The sequence below is a fragment of the Altererythrobacter sp. B11 genome (assembly GCF_003569745.1).
GTDB lineage: Bacteria > Pseudomonadota > Alphaproteobacteria > Sphingomonadales > Sphingomonadaceae > Croceibacterium_C.
In genome coordinates this window covers 3316050-3337267 of sequence record NZ_AP018498.1, presented here as the reverse complement: position 1 = coordinate 3337267, position 21218 = coordinate 3316050, and the positions used below count along the sequence as shown (strand labels likewise).

At 59.7% G+C, this 21218-nt stretch carries 20 protein-coding genes; 15 read left to right on the top strand and 5 right to left on the bottom strand.

Translation table 11 applies throughout. The annotated features are described in order from the left end of the window. Positions 1 to 36: 36 nt before the first annotated feature. Positions 37 to 714 carry a helix-turn-helix domain-containing protein gene (locus AEB_RS18660; RefSeq protein ID WP_442858038.1) on the bottom strand — a complete coding sequence of 226 codons (678 nt, stop codon included), beginning with the start codon at positions 712 to 714 and terminating at the stop codon, positions 37 to 39. 204 nt (positions 715 to 918) lie between these two features. On the opposite strand from AEB_RS18660, the gene AEB_RS15685 reads away from it, so the two are divergent. The 15 genes from AEB_RS15685 to AEB_RS15615 all read left to right on the top strand — a co-directional run bounded on the left by AEB_RS15685 (position 919) and on the right by AEB_RS15615 (position 15827). Then, positions 919 to 2190, top strand: coding sequence for a sugar transferase (locus tag AEB_RS15685; RefSeq protein WP_231958781.1), 1272 nt, complete (start codon positions 919 to 921; stop codon positions 2188 to 2190). Next, positions 2190 to 2756: a transcription termination/antitermination protein NusG gene (nusG, locus tag AEB_RS15680; RefSeq protein ID WP_119083969.1), complete on the top strand. Its 567-nt coding sequence runs from the start codon at positions 2190 to 2192 to the stop codon at positions 2754 to 2756. The genes AEB_RS15685 and nusG overlap by 1 nt, the downstream gene beginning before the upstream one ends. Positions 2757 to 2902: 146 nt before the next feature. Next, positions 2903 to 3445: a GNAT family N-acetyltransferase gene (locus AEB_RS15675; RefSeq protein ID WP_197714447.1), complete on the top strand. Its 543-nt coding sequence runs from the start codon at positions 2903 to 2905 to the stop codon at positions 3443 to 3445. Further along, positions 3442 to 3867 carry a sugar 3,4-ketoisomerase gene (locus AEB_RS15670; RefSeq protein ID WP_119083967.1) on the top strand — a complete coding sequence of 142 codons (426 nt, stop codon included), beginning with the start codon at positions 3442 to 3444 and terminating at the stop codon, positions 3865 to 3867. Before AEB_RS15675 ends, AEB_RS15670 begins: the two co-directional genes overlap by 4 nt. Next, the gene (locus AEB_RS15665) at positions 3864 to 4985 is read left to right on the top strand and encodes a DegT/DnrJ/EryC1/StrS family aminotransferase (RefSeq protein WP_119083966.1); all 1122 of its coding nucleotides are present in this window, start codon (positions 3864 to 3866) and stop codon (positions 4983 to 4985) included. Before AEB_RS15670 ends, AEB_RS15665 begins: the two co-directional genes overlap by 4 nt. 26 nt (positions 4986 to 5011) lie before the next feature. After that, positions 5012 to 6481, top strand: coding sequence for an O-antigen translocase (locus AEB_RS15660; RefSeq protein WP_119083965.1), 1470 nt, complete (start codon positions 5012 to 5014; stop codon positions 6479 to 6481). Next, positions 6474 to 7442: a glycosyltransferase gene (locus tag AEB_RS15655; RefSeq protein ID WP_119083964.1), complete on the top strand. Its 969-nt coding sequence runs from the start codon at positions 6474 to 6476 to the stop codon at positions 7440 to 7442. The genes AEB_RS15660 and AEB_RS15655 overlap by 8 nt, the downstream gene beginning before the upstream one ends. Then, on the top strand, positions 7429 to 8283 hold the full coding sequence (locus tag AEB_RS15650) for a polysaccharide pyruvyl transferase family protein (RefSeq protein WP_119083963.1): 855 nt from the start codon (positions 7429 to 7431) through the stop codon (positions 8281 to 8283). The genes AEB_RS15655 and AEB_RS15650 overlap by 14 nt, the downstream gene beginning before the upstream one ends. A 56-nt stretch (positions 8284 to 8339) precedes the next feature. Further along, positions 8340 to 9326: a glycosyltransferase family 61 protein gene (locus AEB_RS15645; protein ID WP_172593134.1), complete on the top strand. Its 987-nt coding sequence runs from the start codon at positions 8340 to 8342 to the stop codon at positions 9324 to 9326. Continuing rightward, positions 9286 to 10179, top strand: a complete 894-nt coding sequence (locus AEB_RS15640) for an FkbM family methyltransferase (protein ID WP_119083961.1) — start codon at positions 9286 to 9288, stop codon at positions 10177 to 10179. Before AEB_RS15645 ends, AEB_RS15640 begins: the two co-directional genes overlap by 41 nt. 63 nt (positions 10180 to 10242) lie before the next feature. After that, positions 10243 to 11283 carry a glycosyltransferase gene (locus tag AEB_RS15635; RefSeq protein WP_197714446.1) on the top strand — a complete coding sequence of 347 codons (1041 nt, stop codon included), beginning with the start codon at positions 10243 to 10245 and terminating at the stop codon, positions 11281 to 11283. 59 nt (positions 11284 to 11342) lie between these two features. After that, positions 11343 to 12488, top strand: coding sequence for a glycosyltransferase (locus AEB_RS15630; protein ID WP_231958780.1), 1146 nt, complete (start codon positions 11343 to 11345; stop codon positions 12486 to 12488). Between the two features lie 59 nt (positions 12489 to 12547). After that, the gene (locus AEB_RS15625; RefSeq protein ID WP_119083958.1) at positions 12548 to 13552 is read left to right on the top strand and encodes a glycosyltransferase family 4 protein; all 1005 of its coding nucleotides are present in this window, start codon (positions 12548 to 12550) and stop codon (positions 13550 to 13552) included. Between the two features lie 12 nt (positions 13553 to 13564). Continuing rightward, positions 13565 to 14635, top strand: a complete 1071-nt coding sequence (locus tag AEB_RS15620) for an EpsG family protein (RefSeq protein ID WP_119083957.1) — start codon at positions 13565 to 13567, stop codon at positions 14633 to 14635. Continuing rightward, a complete protein-coding gene (locus AEB_RS15615; RefSeq protein ID WP_119083956.1) occupies positions 14628 to 15827 on the top strand; it encodes a glycosyltransferase family 4 protein in 1200 nt (399 codons plus the stop codon). The genes AEB_RS15620 and AEB_RS15615 overlap by 8 nt, the downstream gene beginning before the upstream one ends. Before the next feature lie 240 nt (positions 15828 to 16067). On the opposite strand, the gene AEB_RS15610 is transcribed toward AEB_RS15615, so the two are convergent. Genes AEB_RS15610 through AEB_RS15595 form a run of 4 tightly spaced genes read right to left on the bottom strand, consistent with a single transcriptional unit; the run spans position 16068 to position 21211 of the window. After that, on the bottom strand, positions 16068 to 16430 hold the full coding sequence (locus AEB_RS15610; RefSeq protein ID WP_119083955.1) for a hypothetical protein: 363 nt from the start codon (positions 16428 to 16430) through the stop codon (positions 16068 to 16070). A gap of 7 nt (positions 16431 to 16437) precedes the next feature. Next, positions 16438 to 17784, bottom strand: a complete 1347-nt coding sequence (locus tag AEB_RS15605) for an O-antigen ligase family protein (protein WP_119083954.1) — start codon at positions 17782 to 17784, stop codon at positions 16438 to 16440. Then, positions 17781 to 18935, bottom strand: coding sequence for a tetratricopeptide repeat protein (locus tag AEB_RS15600; protein ID WP_119083953.1), 1155 nt, complete (start codon positions 18933 to 18935; stop codon positions 17781 to 17783). Before AEB_RS15600 ends, AEB_RS15605 begins: the two co-directional genes overlap by 4 nt. Before the next feature lie 56 nt (positions 18936 to 18991). Beyond that, complete coding sequence (locus AEB_RS15595; RefSeq protein ID WP_119083952.1) at positions 18992 to 21211, bottom strand: GumC family protein; 2220 nt, start codon at positions 21209 to 21211, stop codon at positions 18992 to 18994. Positions 21212 to 21218: the final 7 nt, after the last annotated feature.

The window sequence follows — 21218 nt, the reverse complement described above, 5'->3', positions numbered from 1 at the left end:
TTAAGCCCGGCCTTGTCGAGCGGCCCGGCGGATAGCCTAAGGCGGAGCGCCATAGAGCTTGATGAAGGCGCGACGCATGCGCTGGGGATCGGCGAACCCGAACGAGCGGGCGATCTGTTCAACTGGCTCCGAGCCATCTTGGAGGCGCGATCTGGCAGCTTCGGCGCGCAGGCCTTCCACGGCGCGCGCAGGCGTCTCGTCGGTTTCCCGGCGGAACGCCCGGCTGGCTGGCGCGGGTTCAGATGAACCGCATCTGCTAATCGCTCCACGTCTAGGACCTCGTGCGGATGCTCCCTTGCAAACGTCAGAGCGTCGAATGCGATCGGAATCCAGAGCCAGCTCGGAAAGCGAGGGAAATTGCGACTGCCCGCCTGAACGGCGGTGATACACGATAAGCTCCCGCGCGACGCCAAGCGCCACCTCGCTGCCGTGATCAGCCTCGATCAGGGCCAGCGCCAAATTGATCCCGGCCGAGGTCCACACGCCGTTGACTGGATGAGTGAGGAGAGGCAGCTCCAGCGGGCCTAGGCGAGGCGGCGCTGGCGCATGTGGTCGGCGACAATACCGAAGCCGCCTAGCGACGGCCCTGTTGCGATGGGTAGCAGCGGGTGCGCGTATGGCGATGGGATTGAGGCCAAATGCCCTAGCGCCGACGCCGCCCGCGGGAAGGTCGGCGGCGCGCTTCACATACACGGCACTGCGTTCGAGCCGCATGTGAGGAAACATGCCCCGAAGTCGAACGACGCTTTGTCATCCTCGTTATTGCACCTGAGCATGTTAACTATAATAATTAAGTATAAATATTTCCTATTGTTTCGATACGGGAAAGAACCTAGTTTATCAAAATTGTCTCTGGAATCTCCGATATTCCTTATGGTATCATGATTGGGGGTAGCTGATATGTCACGCATGCTCCCCATGGCGGCTTTCGAGGTGCCGTCATTAAGTGCGCGTGCCATTAGTTCGTTGCGCCTGGCGCTTTCGTTCACGCTTGTTTGCGCGGTCGGTATGCCGTTCCTCGCTTTCCTCACGATGCGCGGCGGGCTGTCGCTCGAGCGCGAGGTGATCTCCTATTCTCTGGTTGGTGTGGGACTTTGCTCCACTGTCTCGCTGCTGCTGCTGCGCCGGCTTGAGTCCTATCCGGGCGTCAACGCCTATGCCTATGTGATGCCAGTTGTCGGCCTGGCCTTCGCGCTAGACGTGGTTTTGGTCGCAATCTTGCGCCTGCCTTATTCGGTCTTTCTTCTCGGCGGCGGTTTCATTGGCGCGCTTGCGGCGCTCTTGACGCTCGCTTCGTTTCGGTCGCTCCGTCCACCTCGGCACTACGCGCTCGTTTCGGGAGGTCGTGTCAATTACCTGTGTAGCCTGCCGACCTTGCGTCACGGCGTTCTAATAACGCCCGATCTGCCTCGCAACGGCGCGGCGATCGTCGCTGACCTTCATCACGACCACGAACCCGACTGGGAGCGCTTTCTCGCAGACGCCGCGATCAGCGGCGTTCCGGTCTACCACTATAAGCAGGTGTGGGAGGCTGAGACCGGCAAAGTCCAGATAGAGCACCTGTCCGAGAACAGCTTCGGCTCGCTGGTGCCCGGGAATGCCTACGGAAAAATCAAGCGTGCCGGGGATCTGGTTCTGGCGCTGGCGGCCTTGCCGCTGCTCCTACCGGCAATGGGGCTGATCGCGCTCCTGATTAAGCGCGACAGCGCCGGACCCGCGATGATCCGCCAAGGGCGCATGGGCTATCGCGGGCGCCCGTTTGAAATGCTCAAGTTCCGCACCATGCGCGGCACGCCAGACTCGCCCGGGCGTGACGCTTTCATGACGCGGGAAGGTGACGATCGCATTACCCGGGTCGGCGGGTTCCTGCGCCGTACCCGCCTCGACGAGCTGCCGCAGGTCTTCAATATCGTCCGGGGCGAGATGAGCTGGATTGGACCGCGGCCTGAGGCGCTCGCATTGTCCGCATGGTACGAGCAGGAAATCCCGTTCTATCGCTATCGTCACATCGTGCGGCCGGGCATTTCCGGCTGGGCCCAGGTGAGCCAAGGCCACGTCACTTCGGTCGGCGACATCGACACCAAGCTTCAACTGGATTTCTACTATATCAAGAACTTCTCGTATTGGATCGACATTCTTATCGCGTTCCGCACGGTCAGGGTTATGCTTACCGGGTTCGGGGCGAAGTGATGCTGCATCGTCCGCCGAAGCTCGGCACGCGTTCGTCACGGCCACAGACGGCCGACGTGACTATTAGGGATGCCGCTCGGTGGTTTGCGGTGCGCACACAACCTCGTCGGGAGAAGCTGGCGCTTCAGCACCTCGCACGGCAGGACTTCGAGAGTTTCTGCCCCATGTGGCGTGGGGCGAAACGGCCGGGACGCCAGGTCCAGGCGACCTTGTCACCGCTGTTTCCATCTTACGTTTTTGTAAAGCTGGATCTCGACGTCCAGCGCTGGCGGTCGGTCAACGGTACGATCGGATGTGTCGGCCTCGTCTCGTTTGGAGCGCGCCCGGCGGCCCTGCCGACTGGCTTCGTGGAGGCAATGACGGACTGGTGCATCGCGGACGGGGAAATCGCCTATCCTGGTGATCTTGCAGCGGGTGACCGCGTGCGCGTCGTAGGTGGCACCTTGGACAGTTTTTGCGGAACCTTGATCGGCAGGTCCGGAGCCGAACGAGTGGCCGTCCTCATCGAACTGATGAACAGAGAAATGCGGGTGGAGATAGCGGCTGCGAGGTTGATCGCCGCTTGAGGGCGGTCGCGATCGAGGCGCGTTAGAGGTTCAGTGATCAGTCGGGAGCGATTGCGACCGACTGCGGTAGCTATGGGAAGAACCGATGCGATCATCCAATGATTACGTCAGGCGCTAAATCAATATCAGCAATGGAACCTGACTCGATGAAAGGGATCGAAGGTGTGCGCCTACGCCTGCGCCTCGTCGAGATTACGGACGCTCAGTTCATATTTAGCTTGAGAACGAATTCGAATTATAATGCGCATTTGTCATCTGTGAGCGGTAAATTATCAGAGCAGCGTTCCTGGCTCGCCGAATACAAGCGCCGTGAGACGGCGGCGTTGGAATATTATTATGTCATCGAGCGAAAGATCGATGACATGCGTTGTGGGCTGGTTCGGATATATAACATCGAAGAGGACGCATTCACCTGGGGAAGCTGGGTCCTCGCGCAGGGCAAACCGCCGAAGGCCGCCTACGAAAGCGCAATGCTTTCATTCCACATCGGCTTTCATGCACTGAACAGGCGAAAAGCAGTTCTCGATGTCCGCAAGGACAATGAGCGGGCGATCGCGTTCTATCGGCGCTTCGGCATGAACCAGACCCATGAGGATGAGCTGAACCTCTATTTCGAGTATCTGCGCGAACATTTCGATCGCGCTGAGCCGACGTTTCACGAAATTCTGGCGGCCGGAGCAGAGGCATGACGCCGGATTCAGGCACAGATCTGATCCGTCTGATAGACCTGCCGGTAGTATCGGATCCTCGAGGCGATCTAACCTTCGTCGAAGGCGAGACGCACGTCCCGTTTCCTATCAGACGGGTCTACTACCTGTACAATGTGCCGGTGGACGCCGAGCGGGGAGGGCATGCACACAGGGAACTCGAACAAGTCATCTTCGCCCTTTCCGGAAGCTTCAGGATCAAGTTGGATGATGGCACGGCCAGAACGGAATTCTGGCTGCGCGATCCACGAAAAGGCTTGTACGTCAGCCGTTTGGTCTGGCGTGAAATGGACAGTTTCAGCCAAGGGGCGGTTTGCATGGTTCTCGCCTCAAGGCCGTACGAGGAAGGCGACTATTTTCGCAGCCATGCAGAGTTCGTTGAGCAAGTTCGGGGTGCTTCGTGAACGTCCCGTTCCTCGACCTGCGGGCAGCCTATCTTGAACTGAAAAACGAGATAGACGCGGCCGTGGAGCGCGTACTGGATAGCGGTTGGTACATCCTCGGTGCAGAGGTGAACGCGTTCGAGGATGATTGGGCAGAGTATTGCGAGGCAGACCACTGCGTGGGCGTGGCCAACGGTCTGGACGCGCTCACAGTTGCGTTGCGGGCGCTAGACATCGGTCCAGGCGATGAGGTCATCGTTCCCTCGAACACCTTCATCGCCACCTGGTTGGCAGTGACTGCCGTCGGCGCTGTCCCGGTGCCGGTCGAACCCGATCCTCGAACCTATAATCTCGATCATGAGATGATCGCAGAGGCCATCACACCGCGCACGCGTGCGCTGTTGCCGGTGCATCTATACGGTCAGCCGGTCGACTTGGATCCGATACTCGCCATCGCGCGCGACCGTGGTCTTTTCGTGATCGAGGACGCGGCACAGGCACATGGCGCAAGATACAAGGGCCGGCGGATCGGTGCCCATGGGGACGTGGTGTGCTGGAGCTTCTATCCGGGCAAAAATCTCGGTGCGATGGGAGATGCAGGGGCAGTTACTACCAACTGCGGAGCGCTTGCGGAGCGCATCCGCATCATGCGAAACTATGGCAGCCCCCAGAAATACGTGCACGAGGCCGTTGGCGTGAATTCGCGCCTCGATCCGATCCAAGCGGCGATTCTGCGCGTGAAGCTGCCGTATCTTGATACTTGGACACGTCGCCGCCGGGACATCGCTGCCATCTATACTCAAGAGCTCGCGAAGACCGACTTGGTCTTGCCGCTTGTGCCAGCGTGGGCTGAGCCCGTCTGGCACCTATACGTGATACGCAGCCTTTGCCGCGACGAGTTGCAGAATGCCCTTCAGAGCGCTGGGATCGCTACGCTCACCCACTATCCGATACCGCCCCACCGGCAGGCGGCATATGCTTCGCAACCACTCTCGTTTGGCAAGCAGCCTCTCGCTGAACAACTGTCGCGCGAGGTTCTCAGCCTTCCCATAGGGCCTCATGTCGACGCAAGATCCAGTATGATGGTGAGCGCAGCCACGGCGCAGGCTCTCGAAACGCCCATGACAGGAGGCGGCTAATCTCGGCCCGCGGCTTGTTGCGCGCTATGACGATCACTGGCAGCACTCAAGCTGTCGGCATTGTGTTGTCCATTCTCCGCGTCAAGGCAGTGGCGGTATTCCTCGGGCCTGCTGGGGTCGGGGCGTTGAGCATTTACAATAGTCTGCAATCCACGGCGACTGCTGTTGCTGGCTTGGGCGTCGGGAATTCCGGTGTGCGCGAGATTGCCCAAGCCAAGAAGAATGAAAGCGAACTGGGCTTGGTGCGCCGTGTGTTGCTGACGGCCAATCTGGTTCAGGGCACCCTTGCTCTCCTCGCTATCTGGCTGTTTCGGGAGCCTCTGGCCCGCGCCCTCTTCGGCCGGCCAGATCACGACATCGAGGTTGGCCTGATAGGTGTAGCAGTGCTGCTCGCGCTGGTTTCAAGCTCGCAGACTGCTCTTCTACGCGGGATGCGTCTTGTGGGTAGCTTGGGGCGGGTAACCGTGCTGGGCTCTCTGGTGGGCACCATCGGTGGCATTTTCGCTATATGGCAGTTTGGCTCGCGTGGACTGCTCTGGTTTGTGCTCCTGCAGCCCTTAACTGCAGTTACCGTGGCTGTTTGGTACGTGCGCAAGTTGCCCTCGGTAAAGGATGCGACAGGTTCGGTTTCGGACGGCTGGCGCGTGTGGAAGCGAATGGCGAGTTTGGGTTTCGTGTTCATGCTGGGGGGCTTGGCCACCACTGGAACACTCCTGATCGTTCGAGGCGGGATAGCGCGCGAACTTGGTCTGGAAGCGGCAGGTCAGTTCGCGGCCGCCTGGGGCATAACGGTCACCTATGTCGGCTTCTTACTCAACGCGATGGCAATGGACTATTACCCTCGCCTAGCAGAAATCGCCCACGATCGGCCCGCGTCGGCGCATCTGATGAACGAGCAAATGCAAATCAGCCTTTTGCTCGCTGGCCCAATTCTGTTCTTATTGATTGGTTTCGCGCCGCTCGCAGTTTCAGTGCTATACACTAAGGAATTTTTTCTCGCGGTCATTCTGGTGCAATGGCAGGCCGTTGGGAACATGCTGAAGATCGCCAGCTGGGCTCTTAGTTTCTCTGTAGTAGCTGCAGGACGTTCTAAGCTCTACCTTTTAATGGAGCTTGGATTTTTGCTTCCCTATGCAGGGCTGATATACATTTTTCTTCCTCGGCTTGGCCTTGTTGTTGCAGGTATCGCGTTCCTTGCTTCCTACGCCGTCTACTTCACTGTGACGCTCAGGCTTGCAGGCAAAGTGACCGATTTCAGGATGAGCCGGCTGTCTTTGCGCCTCCTTGCGGCATACTCCACGGTCGCGGTGGGGCTCTTAGTCCTTTCCCTTTCTCTACCGATCGCTGGTGGGGCGGCATCTGGCTTGGCGGCAACGGCCGGTGCTCTGGCGGGAGGTCGTATTCTGCTCGGGAAAATCGGCCCCCATCCATACGCTTCTCAAGTCGCACGCGTATACGCAAAATGCGGCTGGCCGATCCGCAGCTATCATGGATAAGAGTTTTCCGGCAGAACGTCCGCTCGTGACGTTTGCGCTCATGGCCTATAACCAGGAACGGTACATCCTGGAGGCGGTCGAGGGGGCGCTCGCTCAGACTTACCAGCCTCTCGAGATCATCGCGTCCGACGATTGCTCGACTGACGGCACATTCGATATCCTGCGGGCTGTGTCCCGACGATACCGGGGGCCGCATAAGCTCACCGTCCAGCGAAATCGCGTCAACCTCGGAATTGCGGAGCATGTCAACGTGCTGTTTGAGCAAGCGCGCGGAAGGTTCGTGGTTCTAGCCGCCGGGGATGACATCGCGGTGCCGGACCGCACAGCCATCACCGTGAGACGTATGTTGCAACCCGACCGCCCGACGTTTGTCGAGACGGCCTATGAAGCGATCGATCAGGACGGGGCGGTCCTACACGCCCGCAAAGGCGCGTTCCCATCTGACCGCAGCGTGAGTTTGAAGGACGTCACAGAGGGCCGGGGCAGGAATTTTGTGGGGGCGGCGCGAACCTACAACAAAGATGCTTTGCTGATATATCCGGGAATCAATGCCCGCTGTCCCACGGAAGACAGCGTGCTTCTCTTGCGCAGCTTGTTGATCGGAGATGGCGCCTATCTTGGCGAGATTGGGGTCAGGAGGCGCTCGCACTCGAACAATGCATCTGGCCCCGACGCTATCGCACGAATGGATATGCCCCGAATATGGGCCCAATACCGAGCTGACATTCACGTCGCGCAGGCTGCTGGGGTGGCATCGCCCGCTCAAGCCGCCGAGGTTGAGAGTTGGATCACCGTATCCTCCCTTAGGCGTGCGTTCCGCATGACCACGCTGAGCCAGCGTTTGCGGCTAAGTGTTGGAATCCTCCTAAGCGAGATAAAATCAGGTGAAATGATGCGGCTTATAGTGCATCTTATGAAGTTATCTTTTATGCGTATGGGAGGCAAAAATGCCCGCCCGTAGGATGAAAATTTGTTCTAGATCTATTAGTGATATATTATCCGTTTGGCATAACCCTTTCAGAACGCCAACGGTATATTTTACCAATACACCAAATGTTGGAGATCGTCTGAACGAATTTATTCTTCCTCTCGTGAGTGGCCGGAAAATTCTCAAGGTTCACGGCAATGCGGTTTCTCATCTCCGGGCAATAGGAAGTGTGGTGGGTTCCGCCGGACCGCGCAGCAGGATCTGGGGGAGTGGCTCGATCGACGGAGCGATTCCAAAGAGGCCGATCAAGGCCAAGAATGTCTTTGCCGTTCGCGGGCCGCTCACTCGAGGCGTCCTCGAGGCTGCGACAGGACAGCGCTTGGAGGGAATACCGATGGGTGACCCGGCGCTTCTGATGCCAAAATATTATCCCACCGGCGCAGACAAGAGATTCGCTGTTGGGATAGTGCCGCATTTTTCTGATGAAGAAGAGATGCGGAATATGGTGAATATGTTGGGCAGTAAAGATGTAATTATAATAAACGTTCGCCAGAATCCGACTTCATTTGTCGATCTGATTGTCCAATGTGATCTCATATTATCTTCATCTCTTCACGGCCTTATACTGGCCGACGCCTATCAAATTCCCAATACGCGGATCCTCGGGCGGAAGAAACTCCTGGGAGGGAATTTCAAATTCGATGATTATTATGCGACTACGTTTGGACCGCAGACGCCTCCTTTGATTGCCCAGGATATTGCCTCATTTCGTGAGGCTGTTCGTTGCGCGCCCGCGAACTGCCGAGTCCATGATTTTCGTGGCGATCTAAAGCATCTGCTAGACCAGTTCCCGGAAGAATATCGCTCGTGGTGACGGGTGAGATGTGGGCTGCGTACTCGCGTCGGTGGCCGGAGCGGTTTGAGCCGAAGGTGACGCTGCACAAGGATGTGATTGTGACGGCGCTGGGTCCGGCTTTCGCCGGGACGCTGCCGCTACCGGACACGTTTTACCGCTATCCCTTGTCGGTGGCTAAAGGGGCCGGTGTAGCAGTCGCCAGTTTGGTCCGGCGGCCGCCGAAACAAGCGAGTATCGAACAGCCGGTGGCATTTATTCACTCCCAGTGGACGCGCGGCTACTATCACTGGATGACAGAGTCGCTCCCACGCGCGCTTGCAGTCAAGGCAGTTGCTGGCGACGTCACTATCCTTTTACCTCGATCGTATAGTAGCTTTCACGGCCATTCTCTAAATCTTCTGGGCCTCCGTTACGCATATTTTCCTTCACACAACGTTCGAATTCCGAGGGGGTACATCACTTCTTGTGCGAAGCACTTCGGAACAACGGCACCGGAGGTGCTGCAGGACTTGCGCGCGCTCCTTAGAAAAGCTGGCCCGCAAGCCCCTCACCGGCCACGTCGACTGTACATTTCTCGCCGGAAGGCTCGCGGGCGCCGGGTATTGAATGAGGACGAAATTCTCGCTGTCCTCAGTAAATTTGGGTTTGTGGAAGTAGTGGCGGAGGATCTCTCATTTTCCGAGCAGGTGTCTCTATTCTCCCACTGTGAATACCTGATCGGCATACACGGGGCTGGGCTCACCAACATGTTGTGTATGCCTTCGGGGAGTAGGGTAATCGAGCTATTGGCAAAAAAGAATGGTCTGGTGGACCTAAGGCCAAATACGTTATCTCTGAGATACGACAATTGTTATATAGAATTGGCTGAGGCCCTCAACCACACATATGATCGCCTTTTCTGCGATCATGGTGCGGGCAAATTTGCGCGAACAGGTCTGGCCGACATCTCGGTCGATTGTGACGCACTATCTAGAAAGGTGGACGCTTTGCTCGATTTGAAGCCCAGCCCCGCTGCTGGATATGAGCCAGTTCTTTGTGCTGCAGAGAAAAGTGATGGGTAGCGCACATGCTCTGGATATGCTGCCACGAGTTGTTCGGCGACCTCTTGGTATTCTTCGAGTTCTGGCACGACGATTGCGGATCTGGAAGGACGTTGCGGTGGAGCTGAGCGGCGCGACCCCGATGGACCGGCGTGTGTTGCGGCGCGCGCTCGTCCGGGCACCGTTCGACGTCTTTCGCGACTTGGGAAAATGGCGAGACCCCACTGTCGATGCGGATTGCATGGTCAGGGCCCGTGGGGTCGGCTCATTCTTCGTTCGGGCGCGGAGTGACGACCTGTGGCATGCACTGCCGACACGGGAGCCAGCGGTTATCGCAGCGATCCGAAGATTGCTGCGCCCAGGGGATGTGTTCGTAGACGCGGGCGCAAACATTGGAATCTATAGCGTCCTTGCGGCACGTTTGGTGGGACCGGATGGCAGGGTTGTCGCGTTCGAGATGATGCCGGACACCGCCGAAATCTTGCGCACTCACTTGGTGGATAATAACTGCGACAACGCAGTCGTTATCGAAGCCGCGCTGTGGTCGCGCAGTGGCGACAAGGTAACTGCGCATGTTTCGGACGGAAAATACGGCCAGGCGTCGATCTCGACCGGAAGCGGAAACAGGACGACGGAGGTTGAAACCATCGCACTATCCGAGGCTCTTTCGGAATTCGACCGCATCGCGCTGATAAAGATGGACCTCGAAGGTGCGGAGCTGGAGGCGCTCAAAGGAGCCGAGCCGTTGCTCGATCGGGTGGCGGCGATATTGTTTGAGGATTGGGGAGGCTCCGAAGTATCGGCTTACCTTGCAGCCCGCGGATTCGTCGTGCGCCGGCTCGACGGAAAGAACTCCCTTGCAGTGCGGGCGTGAGCGTCGGCCTTGGGCTCTATTTCGATTCTATTGCCTGACTTGCGTGGGGGGGGCGTCGAACGGGTGCGGCTTTCGCTTGCCCGTGAGTTTGAGCGCCTCGGTCACCAGCCCGAATTTGTCGTGATGCAGGCCAGGGGCGAACTGTTGGAGGAGGCGGCGGGCGAATTCCCACTTGTTGACCTGAAGTGCGGGCGCGTGCGCGAGGCGCCGGTCGCTCTTGCGCGGTATCTCCGTGGACGGCGGCCCGATGGGCTGCTTGCCGCGATGTGGCCCTTGACGGTCGTCGCACCAGTTGCACGGACGATTTCTGCTCGCCCATGTCGTTTGGTGGTCTCGGAACACAATCGCCTCTCGGTGCAGTATGCGCCAAGGGGGCGCCTGCATCGTGGCGCTCTGCGGCTGACCACGGCGTTCGGGTACCGCATGGCCGATGGCCGTATCGCTGTGTCAGGCGGAGTGGCCGATGACATGGCGGAACTCTCCGGACTTCCCCGGGATCGCTTTGCTGTAATTCACAACCCGCTTCCGGAGCGAGCCGCTAATCTCCAGCCCGATCACGATGTTGAGCAATTATGGTGTGCGCCAAGGGGCGCGCGGATCCTGACGGTCGGGCACTTCAAACACCAAAAAAACCATGCTCTCCTCCTGCGCTCCTTTGCTGAGATCGCGCGGCACGATGCCCGGCTGATGCTTTTGGGCGTGGGCGAACTCGAGCCGGCGCTCCGCGATCTGGCGAATGCCCTCGGCATCTCCGAACGGGTGATCTTTGCCGGGTTTCGGCCGGACCCTGCTCCTTTTTATCGCTCGGCCGATCTGTTCGTCCTCTCCTCAGATTATGAGGGGTTTGGGAACGTGATCGTCGAGGCCCTGGCGCATGGTACGCCGGTCGTCTCGACCGATTGCCCTTCGGGCCCCCGCGACATCCTCGCCGATGGCACCTTTGGCGCGTTGGTACCTGTAGGGGACCGACAGGCACTCGCCCGTGAGATTGACCGCAGTCTCTCCTGTGCGCACGATCACGCTCGACTTCGCGCACGCGCGAGGGACTTCGCGCCTGCGACTGCAGCAAAGGCTTATCTCGATCTGCTGTTTCCTAAGGCGTGACCACGGCACTCTATATCACGCGAAACGGCCTGCTCGAGCCTCTCGGGCAGAGTCAGGTCATGGCGTATTTGCGCGGGCTCGCACGCGATTATCGCATCATACTTGTCACCAGGGAGAAAGCGGAGGACTGGGCGAACACCACCGCAGTGGCCGACGCACGCGCAGAATGCGCGGCCCTAGGAATAGAGTGGCGTCCTCGCCCCTTCCGTCCCCGCCCGCGTTTTTTGGGCCCGGCCCGCGACATCATCTCAATGACCTTCGAGGCATTGCGCGCAGTTCGGACGGAGGCCGTCGCACTGGTGCATGCCCGATCGTACATACCAGCGATTGTGTCTTGGGTTGTTTGGCGGGTCACCGGAACGCCGTTCATTTTCGACACCAGGGCGCTTTGGCCGGAAGAACTGATCACGGCGGGCCGGGTCCGGCGCGGCTCTTTGCCGCATCGGGCCATCCTATGGGCGGAGCAAGTCTGTCTACGAGATGCGGCGGTGGTCGTTTCACTGACGCATGCAGCGGTGGACTATCTCGAAATGCTTGAACCCGAGCTTCGCGACCGCGGGCGCGTGGAGGTTATTCCGACGTGCACTGATCTCTCGCGGTTCACTCCCGCAGTTGGCCCTCGTTCTAAGACGCGCGTGTACGCTTGCATCGGGTCAGTGCTAACTGGTTGGTTTCGAGCCGACTGGCTTGCCGCATGGTTTGCTGGCGTCGCAGAGGAAGACCCGACTGCGACCTTCGAGATAGTCTCACGCGATGATCCCGCTGAAGTCCGCGTCATGGTCGATCCGGGGGGACGTCTCGGAAAACGCCTTTCGGTGTATTCGCGCCCTCCGCGCGACATGCCCGGCACCGTACGCGCGCACGCCGTGTCGGCGATGTTTTACGCCGGTGGACAAACTTCGGAACTTGGCCGTTCTCCAACCCGGTTGGGCGAGGTGCTCGGCTGCGGTATCCCGGTGGTGGCCAATCGCGGAGTGGGCGACGTGGCGTCGATCCTGAATGAGCACCGCGTCGGAGTGGTCCTGGAGCACTCCGACGCGGATAATGTCCGCCAGGCCTTGCAAGACCTTAAGGCGCTTCTCGAGGATCCCGATCTTTCGGCTCGGTGCCGTGCCGCTTCCGTACAGCTGTTCTCTCTGGAAACGGGTACGGAGGCCTATCGACGGCTTTATCGCCGTTTATTGAACGGCAAAGCTTCTTCGTGACGAAAGTACTTCTGCTATCCCGATATGATCGATTGGGGGCCTCGAGCAGGCTGAGGACGATGCAGTACCTTCCTGCGCTCGCGAAGCGCGGCGTCAAGGTGGAAGTCGCGCCCTTCTTCGACGATCGTTATCTTGAGCGCCTTTATTCCGGCCGAGCGACCGGCATCTCTGTGGCGCATGCGCTTGTGCGCCGGGTGTCGCAGCTTCGCTCAACCCAGGATTACGATGTGATCTGGCTTGAGAAGGAGGCGCTTCCCTGGCTCCCGTGGATAATTGAGCGAGCATTGTTCGGCGGCAAGGTGCCGATTGTGACCGACTATGACGATGCCATCTTCCACAGGTACGATCAGCACAGGAACGGGGTGGTCCGTGCGGCACTTGGCAAAAAGATCGACAAGATCATGGCTGCATCAGCGTTGGTGGTGGCGGGTAATGCCTATCTGGCTGCCCGCGCGGAAGCAGCTGGCGCGCGTGCGGTCAGAGTTGTCCCCACCGTCGTCGACTACGGCAGATACGCGGGGGAAGGCAGGACCTTGTCCGCGGAGCGGCCCAAGATTGGCTGGATCGGAACACCCGGCACATGGGCGTCCTACATGGAGCCTCTGCGCGATTGTTTCCTGCGTGCGGCCGAAAGCGGGAATGCAGAACTTCTCGCGGTCGGCGCCGGCAACGGTTGGGCTACTCATCCACGCCTCGCGATCGCTGAATGGAGCGAGGCGACCGAGGTAGACCGCATACGATCCATGGACATTGGTATAATGCCGTTGGACGACACGCCCTGGTCGCGCGGCAAATGCGGCTACAAGCTCATCCAGTACATGGCCTGCGGGGTGCCAGTCGTGGCCTCCCCTGTCGGCGTAAACAGCCAGATCGTGCGGCATGGGATCAACGGGTTCCTTGCGAGCAGCGAGTGTGAATGGGAGCATTATCTGACACGTCTGCTCTCCGATTCCACCCTGCGAGAACGCATGGGTGAGGCGGGTCGGATCATGGTCGCAAAGGAGTTTTCTCTCGATGCCCAAGTGACCAAGATCGCCGATGCGCTGGAGGCGGCGCGGCGTTAGCGCCCCGGTCCTATGTTATATCTCTTCATCTATGTTGCGCTGGCCGGTCTGGCTTTTGCCGCTGGCGGAAAAGCACCCGCTGACAGGGGCGGCTATCTCGTTGCGCTCATTCTTCTTAGCGTCTTCGTGGCGTTTCGCTTCGAAGTCGGTTGCGACTGGTACGGTTACAGCAACCAGTTCAATCTTGCCGGGCTTCAACTCGAATACAGCTTGCCTAGTACCGGCCGCGAGCCGCTGTGGTGGCTTTTGCTGAAGTCACAGCAGAAGCTTGGTCTCCCCTACTACTGGATGAACATTGTGCCCGCGGGAGTGCTCTTCCTGGGCCTGCATGCTCTGGCGAGGCGGCAACCGGATAGGCTGCACTTTCTGGCGTTCTGCTTCCCGGTGCTGATCATCAACGTAGGCATCACGCAGGTGCGACAAGGGCTCGCGGTGGGAATCATTTGCTTCGCATTTATTGCGTTTCAGCAAAAGCGCCCGATCCTGTTCGGTGGGCTCGTCCTGCTCGCTTCCGGTTTCCATAGCAGTGCGCTTGCATTTCTGCTTCTGACACCCCTTATGCCGGGTCGACTAAGCTTGCGGAATGTCCTGCTCGCCAGCCTTCTCGCGCTGCCGGGTCTCTACCTCCTGGTCACCAGCGATGTGGCAGAGGTGGCAGTCGATCGCTACATCGTCCGAGATGTTGACGCGGCCGGCGCGCTGTTTCGAATTGCGCTCTTGGCCTTCGCTTCCGTTGGCTTCTTGTTGTTTCTCCGCCTGATTTGGGAAGAGCGATTCCCGGAAGACTACAAGCTCATTTATCTCGGTTCTCTGCTCATGCTCATACCGTTGCCACTCGCGTTGCAATCGAGTGTTATCGGCGATCGATTTGCCTACTATCTTATTCCGTTGCAGGCGATGATGTTCGCCCGGGTCAGATATTTAATTCGGTCAGGTGAGATCGTTACCCTCGGGATTCATTTGATCTTGGGTTCTTTTCTGGGTGTTTGGATCATTCTATCGAGTCACTTTAACCAATGCTACCTCCCCTATAGAACGTGGTTGTTCGGCGCTCCGGTAAGCGAGAACTATCTCTATGGATGAGAGGCCGAAGATCGCCGTCTTTGCCAATTCCGCTTGGTATGTTTACAATTTTCGTCTCAATTTTATCGAGAAGCTCAGGCTAAGGGGCTTCGAAATCTTGCTGCTAACGCCGCCAGGGCGATATGCCGACCGCTTGACGGCTCTTGGATTCCGCTGCGAGCACATTGCCCTTCAGCGGCGAAGCCTGCTCCCGTGGAGGGAACTCGCGCTCGTCGCACGTCTCGCGAAGGTCCTCCGACACGAGAGGGTAGATCTCATCCACGGCTTCACAATCAAGTGCGCGATTTACGGATCGCTTGCTGGCCGTGTGAGTGGAGTGACGGGGCGCGTAGGGGCCGTCACCGGGCTGGGATATGTGTTCAGTGGCAATACGGTCGGCGCGCGAGCGCTGCGACCATTCGTGCGCCTTCTCCTAAAAGCATCCATGAGCGGTAAGAACTTTCGTCTCATCGTACAGAACGTCGATGATGCCGCCGTGTTTGGCGAACAACACCTTGTCGACAATCGCAGCGTCCGGATCATCCGGGGGTCAGGTGTCGATTGCAGGAGGTTCCGTCCGCCCACCCGGAGAACCGAGGGCGATGCCATGACCGTCCTCCTCGCAGCGCGCCTGCTGTGGCAGAAGGGCATATCGGAGTATGCCGACGCCGCGCGCAAACTTCGGGCAGACGGGCATACCGTGCGCTTCTTGCTCGCCGGTGAGATCGATCCGGGCAATCCAAACTCGGTGGATGCCGGCAGCATGAGCACATGGCAGGAAGATGGCCTGTTCACCTGGTTGGGGCACGTCGATGACATGGCGTCCTTGCTTGGATCGGTCGATGTCGTGGTGTTACCGAGCTATTATGGCGAAGGCCTGCCCAAGAGCCTGCTCGAGGCGGCGGCATCGGGCTGTGCCCTCGTAGCAACCGACATGCCGGGCTGCCGCGAAATCGTGGAACATGAGAAAACAGGTCTTCTGGTGCGCCCGCGGGACTCCATCGCACTTTCCTCCGCGATTCTGCGACTGCGAGACCCGGACTTACGACGCACACTCGGAGACGCTGCTCGGCGAAAAGCCGCAGCGGAGTTCAGCGATGAGGTCGTCTTTGAGCGTACGCTGGAGGTCTACGGTGAGCTGCTCCCGCTTCTTTCAAATCGGCGGGCGAGCGTTGCTCCACGTCGGTGCGGACCCACGAGGCGACAAGGATAGGAAGACCCATGAACCATCCGGCATTGTCTTGGCCGGTGGCCGCCAACTATGCTGTGCCGGGACTTAACTGCTATGAGGAACGTGCGATCGAATACGCAGGCAAATCTCCGCGCGTGGAGAACTGGAGATCACGGATCCAATTGCCGCTATTGCGATGAGATAACCTTCACATAGGGTCGGTTCAGCCAGGCCTGCATGGCTCACACCGGAGCGGATACTTCCCGCTCTTTTAGATTTCAATCACTTCCGCTTCCGAGAGGCCTTCGGCACAGGCGCGAGTATCCCCGGCGCCACGCGCGCAATCACAAATAGGAGGGTGGGGAGGGCGAGAGTGAGGAGCAGGTCCTTCGCGCTTTCACCCCACTGCATTTGCCAGCTGGGCCAGCGCTCGACTCGAAGGTCGTGCGCCTCGTTCGCCAGTTCGAGGATCAACACCGCAAACCAGGGCAAGGGACTGCGTAGAGAGGTTCGCAGGATGGCGGCTGTTGCTACCTGGATGCACGGTCCCACCAGCACGTGGAGCGCATCGTGGCTGAATCCTATCGAGTGCTCGATAAGGGTCTTGTAGTGCCCCCACCAGCTGTCGAACTCGGCTATCAACATCGTATGGTCATTCGCCGTATCCAGCTTTCTCGCCTCTAAACCACGCCTTTCGTGTGCTGTTTGGCGACGCCATGAGAGCGAGGCACGCGGAAAACACGGCACCGAGCGCCACTGTCCGCAACGGATAGTCGACCAGCGAATGGAGCAGAAGCGTGGCAGATGCGATTACTGCAGCCTTGGCGAAGGGAGATGCATCGCTGCGCGTCCAGATGCGGATCGTCTGGATCGTCCACCAGGCGAGGAACGCGGCGAAGGCGATCACACCGAGCGCGCCTGTCTCCAGCAGCAGCTCTAGATAATCATTGTGCGCGTGGTTGATGTAGGTGCGGGTCACGGCAAGCGGGTCTTCGTACGATGGGTAGGCTTCGGCAAAGGTGCCGAGCCCGGACCCTGCTGGCCAGTAATCGAGGATGGCCTGCCAAGTCCGCCCGAAGATGACGGCGCGCGAGCCGGCACTCAGGCCGCTCGCGCGATCAACCCACATGAGGCCGGTACCGGATGCCAATATCGCCGTGGTCACGACCAGGGCGATAAGCAGAAGCAAGGCACCGAGCCGGGCATGAGAACCTCGCCATAGGATCAGCGCGCTGGCGGCAGTCACCGGGATCATTAGAACGTACCCCGCGATGGAGCCGACCACGCCCACCCCCACTATTGTGAGGGCGAGACCGGCAAGCACCAAGAGCATCGGCGCGAGTCGCTCGCCAGATTGCTTATCAAGGGCTTGTCGGGCCAACGCCGCCTGGAAGGGGATCGTGGTCAGCAGCAAACTCGCCATGTGGTTCGCATTGGCGAAGAAACCCACAGCCGATCCGCGGTTGGTGAAGTGATAGAAATAGAGGGCTGAGTAATCCCCGGAAATTCGCTGCGCTGCACCCACAACGACCCCGAGGCACATCACCGCGACCAAGGCCAGCGCGAGATTTCCTGGCGAATAGAACGCTCTCGCGCGGGTCATCGTAACCAGCATGGCGAGAGATGGAAGCAACCAGGCCGCCGACTTGGCACTCTCGTGCGGAATTAGAGACGCGAAGCCGCCGGGAAAAGCGATGCCGGCGGCGTCGAGACCTTCGAGCAGGCGCGCACGTCCCGGTAACGCTTGCCAAACGCCACGCGGGAGTGGGACGAATTGCAGCCCGACCACCAGAATACAGCCTGCCACCACGAGGTAGAGGTGGCGTTCACTCCTCGTCACGGCGGGGTACGGTTTGCTCAGGAAGGCGAAGGTGAGAAGGCCGATAGCCAATATCTGGAGCAATGCGTTGGCGACATATCCGTCAGCGCTCGCTCCGCCCAACACCAAACACAATACAAGATATAACGGAAGCACCCACGACAGCATTTTCATAGTCATGGTGCGCGCTCGATATTGACCTGGCTAATCTGCGCGGACTGTAGATCCTGGGTTTTGGTCGGTCGGGCAGCGAGTTCGAGGACCTGCTCTGCGCACCCCGTCGGCGGCACCGTAAACTCCTGCGGCGACGGCTGCGCTTGTCCACCGAGCGCCAGATTCACAAGATGCTTGGCGTTTTTCTCACCTTGGCAGATTAGCCGCCAGGCAAGACTGCCGGGCGTGCCGATCTGGGGGGAAGGCGCAACCTCAGTTCCCAGCACGTACCGCCCTGGGGGCAGCGCCAGCATTTGGCGCGCGAACACTGCGTTGGTTCGACCGTAGTAGAGCACGTTGAGCATGCCGTTCCGGATCTCTGCGACACCCGCGCGCCCTCCCGCCAGGCGCCAGTCGAACGGCGGGCGCGTATCATCTCGGTCGAACCCAGCGTTGGTGAGCTCAAGCCCCACGGTGGCGCGATCGACACCGTAAAGGTCGGCCCATAAGGCGCGCGCGACGGCTGGCTCCCCGCGCTCCGCCACGCGCTCGACAAGCGATGTGATCCATTTCCGTTCGTCTGGATCCTCGCCGATTCCGCGCATAGCCAATGCTAGACGCTGCAGCAGCGCCACATCCTCGCCGGTCTGCTCGAGCCGCAGCATCACCGCGCCGCGCGCCTCGCTCCGCGGCAAGGCGCTCTCCAGCGCTTCCGCGCCGTGCGGCCTCCCGGCCAGGCCCGCAATGAGCCGCACGATAAGATCTCGGTTGCGCGGCATCAGTCGTAGGAGCGTCTGGGCCTCCATCACCGCATCTTCGGTGCGCCCGGATCGGGCGTAGATATCAAGCAGGAGCAGGCGCGGTTCAGGGAAACGTGGATTTCTTCGCCGCGCCGCTTCCAGAACGCGTACCTCGGCCTGCTCACCGACGAGTATCCGGGAAAGACTTTCGAGAAAGAGAGGCGAAGCGCTCAGGGTATCGAGCCGCGCGGCCCGTTCTATCGCGGGCAGGCTGCGAGGCACGCTCCGGCCCTGCGTCCGCCGCATATCGTCCAAAGCATGCTCGAATTCGCGCGCAGGGTCTTCAGGAAAGGTGGCGAGGAGGGGGCGGCCTGCAGTCGGGATACCGCGGTTCCAACTGGCGGTGAGTATGACCAGCAGCAGGAGTGCCACGACCATTGCGCTCAGCCCTGCGAGGCGCAGTCTGGAAGGGCGCACTGCGCCAGCCACTGCTGTCAGGCTTCAGGTTGGGGGCGGTCCATCAGCCCGACCGCGAGTTCATGAGGCTTCAGGCGCGGAGCGCCTTCGCCGTAGCTCTTATAATACTTGTAGCCGTATTCGGTGGTATCAAAGCGATATTTGGTCAACGCCACGCCTACGATGAGCGCGCCTGCCGCCCGCAAACGGCGAATGGCTTCAACGGCCGGTCGCCGTCGGGTCTTGCCGCTTTCGACGACGATCAGAACAGCGTCGCACCTCGCCGCGAGCAACGAAGCGTCCGCAAAGCCGTACGCGGGCGGGGCGTCAATGATCACGCAGTCGAACAGTTCCTTGGCTTGGCGGATTACCCTCGCCGCACTGTCCGAATTTAATACCTGAACCGGGTTGGGGGGTATCGGGCCGCTCGGCATCAGCCACAGGTTCTCCTCGGCGGTGGGGAGGATGTGTCGTCGGAGCTCACTCTTGTCGACGACGATCTGCGAGAACCCGATGTCGCTGCTTTCCTCGATGACGAATGACGGTTTTCGCAGATCGACATCCATGAGCAGGGTGCGGATACCGTTCTGAGCGAGCTGGCGGGCCAATACGAAGCTTGTCGTTGACTTGCCTTCCTCTGCGATCGTGCTGGTGACCAGGAGCGTTCGCGGCAGGCCGTCGCTGGTGGTGAACTGCAGCGTGGTAGCGAGCGATGCATAGGCCTCGGAAATCGCCGATTTTCGGTCGGCGAGCATTTCGGATAGCTTTTCCTTGCGCTTTAGCTTCGGAATGACGCCGATCGGCGGCAACCTTAGCTTTTCGCGCACATCCTCCGGGCTAGAGATGCGATCGGTGATATAATGGAGCAGAAAGGCTAGACCGCCGCCGAGTGCCAGGCCGGCGAGAACGCCCACAAGCATGTTGATCGGGATGTTGGGTGACGAGGGCGAGTTGGGCGCTTCGCCCGGGTCGACGATCGAAGCTTGGGGCGTCTCGATCCCTCCGGCGACGCCGATCTGGTTGTAGCGTTCGAGTAGAGCGCCATAGAGCGTGCGGTTGGTATCGAGTTCGCGCTGCAAAATGTTGTATTGGATCGACCGCTCCCGAAGGTCCATGACGGAGCTTTTCAGCGCGCTAACCTGTCCGCGGAGGGAGCTTTCTTCCTTCATCGCCGCCTGGTACTCGGCGCGCAGCGTGGTCGCCCTGCTGCCGGACACGTTGCCGGATTCCGCGCTAATAGCCTGGGTAAGCGCATCGATCCGCGTCCTGACGCGGACCATCTCGGGAAAGTCGTCCTTCATGAAGGTCGACTTCTCACGATATTCGGCCTCGAGTTTGGCCTTCTCCGCCCGCAACCCCGCGGTCCGCTCGCTTACCTCGGCAGTTGATCCGATGTTCGCCAAGTTGCGATAGCGTTGTTCCGCGGCGATCCTGCGCTGCGTCGCATCCGCGAGGGCGGTGTTCAAAGCTGCGAGGGATGCGCCCTGCAAGCTGGTCGAGGTGTCTGACGTGTCGCCCGCACTACCCGTGGTGATGATGCCGTTGGCCTGGGCATAAGCGACCAGCTTCTTCTCGGACGCGTCAAGATTGTTTCGTACCGTCTTAAGGCGGGTTTGAAGGAAGTCCCGAGCTTTCTCCGTCGCCGCAAAACGCCGCTCGAGCGTCGATGTGATGAAAGCATTGGCGAAGCCGTTGACAATGTTTGCCGCTGAGCGCGGGTTCGCCGACGTGTACGTCAGCTTGACGAGACGACTCGACGGAATAGGCTCGACCTCAAGCTGGGCGGCGAGACCGCTCGAGAGCGCCTTGAATCTTGCCTCGGCGTCGCGCTCGCCATCGAGCGTCTGTCCTCGCATGAGGTCGAGGTCCTGGACGACATGCTCCGCCAAGGACTTGCTCTTGAGCAATCCGTATTGCGTCGCAAGAAAGCTCGCATCCGTGGTGGGCACGACCGGGCTTTGCTCGTCCTGTCCTCCGCTTCCGAGGATCGGAACCGCCGGCGGGTTCAGTTCGAGCGTGGCGGTAGACTTGTACAGAGGGGTCTGCAGTAGCGAGTAGATCAGTGCAAGCGCGACCCCAAGCGCTGTCAAGGCAAGAACCAGAAGACGCCTCTCCCAGAGAATGCGCAACATCGCGGGCAAGTCGAGCCCCTCGGGCTTGACGTCATAGTCCGGCAGAAACCCGTCTGAAGGAATCAGGGGACGGCTCTGCTGCATCGGAAGCGAGCCGCCGCCGGCTGGAACAGGTTGCTGGATCATGCCTCGC